Origin of the sequence: Paenibacillus gorillae (assembly GCF_000513275.1) — a bacterium.
Taxonomy (GTDB): Bacteria; Bacillota; Bacilli; order Paenibacillales; family Paenibacillaceae; genus Pristimantibacillus; species Pristimantibacillus gorillae.
In genome coordinates, this window is record NZ_CBVJ010000153.1 from 1 (window position 1) to 2,934 (window position 2,934).

Here is a 2,934-nt window from a genome sequence, read left to right on the forward strand (position 1 = left end):
TTGGTTAAGCTAGTAAGAGCGCACGGAGGATGCCTAGGCACTAGGAGCCGAAGAAGGACGTGGCGAACAACGAAACTGCCTCGGGGAGCCGTAAGCAGGCTTTGATCCGGGGATGTCCGAATGGGGAAACCCGGCTATCGTAATGGATAGTCACTGTTAACTGAATACATAGGTTAACGAGAGGCATACCAGGGGAACTGAAACATCTAAGTACCCTGAGGAAGAGAAAACAAAAGTGATTCCGTCAGTAGCGGCGAGCGAACGCGGATTAGCCCAAACCAAGGAGCTTGCTTCTTGGGGTTGTAGGACGTCTCACATGGAGTTACAAAGGTGTAGGTTAGGCGAAGAGGTCTGGAAAGGCCCGCCAGAGCAGGTAAAAGCCCTGTAACCAAAAATCTATACTCTCCGAGACGGATCCTGAGTACGGCGGGACACGTGAAACCCCGTCGGAATCCGGCAGGACCATCTGCCAAGGCTAAATACTCCCTAGTGACCGATAGTGAAGCAGTACCGTGAGGGAAAGGTGAAAAGCACCGCGGAAGCGGAGTGAAAAAGAACCTGAAACCGTGCGCTTACAAAAAGTCAGAGCCCGATTTAGGGGTGATGGCGTGCCTTTTGTAGAATGAACCGGCGAGTTACGTTCACGTGCAAGGTTAAGTCGGGAAGACGGAGCCGCAGCGAAAGCGAGTCTGAATAGGGCGAATAAGTACGTGGTCGTAGACCCGAAACCGTGTGATCTACCCCTGTCCAGGGTGAAGGTGCGGTAACACGCACTGGAGGCCCGAACCCACGAATGTTGAAAAATTCGGGGATGAGGTGGGGGTAGCGGAGAAATTCCAATCGAACTCGGAGATAGCTGGTTCTCCCCGAAATAGCTTTAGGGCTAGCCTCGGTTAAGAGTGTCGTGGAGGTAGAGCACTGATTGGGTGCGGGGCCCGCCAAGGGTTACCAAGTCCAGTCAAACTCCGAATGCCATAGACATGTTTACCGGGAGTCAGACAGTGAGTGCTAAGATCCATTGTCAAGAGGGAAACAGCCCAGATCATCAGCTAAGGTCCCCAAGTGTGTGTTAAGTGGGAAAGGATGTGGAGTTGCAAAGACAACCAGGATGTTGGCTTAGAAGCAGCCACCATTTAAAGAGTGCGTAATAGCTCACTGGTCGAGTGACTCTGCGCCGAAAATGTAACGGGGCTAAACACACCACCGAAGCTATGGCATGATACGTATGTATCTTGGGTAGGGGAGCGTTGTATATAGGTTGAAGTCAGACCGTAAGGACTGGTGGACAGTATACAAGTGAGAATGCCGGTATGAGTAACGAAAAGACAAGTGAGAATCTTGTCCGCCGAAAGCCTAAGGGTTCCTGAGGAAGGCTCGTCCACTCAGGGTAAGTCGGGACCTAACGCGAGGCCGAAAGGCGTAGTGGATGGACAACAGGTTGAAATTCCTGTACCACCGAAGATTGTTTGAGCAATGGGGTGACACAGAAGGGCAGTGACGCGGACTGATGGAATAGTCCGTCCAAGCAGTGAGGCAGAGTTGTAGGCAAATCCGCAACTCGCGTAAGCTAGGCTGTGATGGGGAGCGAAAATTACAGTAGCGAAGGTCATGTACTCCGGCTGTCAAGAAAAGCCTCTAGTTAGATCTAGGTGCCCGTACCGCAAACCGACACAGGTAGGCGAGCAGAGCATGCTAAGGCGCGCGGAAGAACTCTCGTTAAGGAACTCGGCAAAATGACCCCGTAACTTCGGGAGAAGGGGTGCCTCGGTAGGGTGAATAGCCCGAGGGGGCCGCAGTGAAAAGGCCCAAGCGACTGTTTAGCAAAAACACAGGTCTGTGCGAAGCCGTAAGGCGAAGTATACGGGCTGACGCCTGCCCGGTGCTGGAAGGTTAAGGGGAGCGGTTAGGAGTAACCCGAAGCTGTGAACCGAAGCCCCAGTAAACGGCGGCCGTAACTATAACGGTCCTAAGGTAGCGAAATTCCTTGTCAGGTAAATTCTGACCCGCACGAATGGCGTAACGACTTGGGCGCTGTCTCAACGAGAGATCCGGTGAAATTTTAATACCTGTGAAGATGCAGGTTACCCGCGACAAGACGGAAAGACCCCATGGAGCTTTACTGTAACTTGATATTGAACTTTGGTACGATCTGTACAGGATAGGTGGGAGCCTGAGAAGCATGAGCGCCAGCTTGTGTGGAGGCATCGTTGGGATACCACCCTGATCGTATTGGAGTTCTAACCCAGGACCGTGAAACCGGTTCGGGGACCGTGTCAGGTGGACAGTTTGACTGGGGCGGTCGCCTCCTAAAATGTAACGGAGGCGCCCAAAGGTTCCCTCAGAATGGTTGGAAATCATTCGGAGAGTGCAAAGGCATAAGGGAGCTTGACTGCGAGACCTACAAGTCGAGCAGGGACGAAAGTCGGGCTTAGTGATCCGGTGGTACCGAATGGAAGGGCCATCGCTCAACGGATAAAAGCTACCCTGGGGATAACAGGCTTATCTCCCCCAAGAGTCCACATCGACGGGGAGGTTTGGCACCTCGATGTCGGCTCATCGCATCCTGGGGCTGAAGTAGGTCCCAAGGGTTGGGCTGTTCGCCCATTAAAGCGGTACGCGAGCTGGGTTCAGAACGTCGTGAGACAGTTCGGTCCCTATCTGTCGCGGGCGCAGGAAGTTTGAGAGGAGCTGTCCTTAGTACGAGAGGACCGGGATGGACGTACCGCTGGTGTACCAGTTGTTCCGCCAGGAGCACCGCTGGGTAGCCAAGTACGGACGGGATAAACGCTGAAAGCATCTAAGCGTGAAGCCCCCCTCAAGATGAGACTTCCCAATTAGTAAGACCCCTTGAAGACGACGAGGTTGATAGGTTCGGGGTGGAAGCACAGCAATGTGTGGAGCTGACGAATACTAATCGGTCGAGGGCTTATCCTA

At 53.2% G+C, this 2,934-nt stretch carries 1 rRNA gene; it reads left to right on the top strand.

What is annotated here, in order from left to right:
• The first annotated feature begins 2 nt into the window (after window positions 1-2).
• Window positions 3-2,934, top strand: a 23S ribosomal RNA gene (locus TY10_RS28435).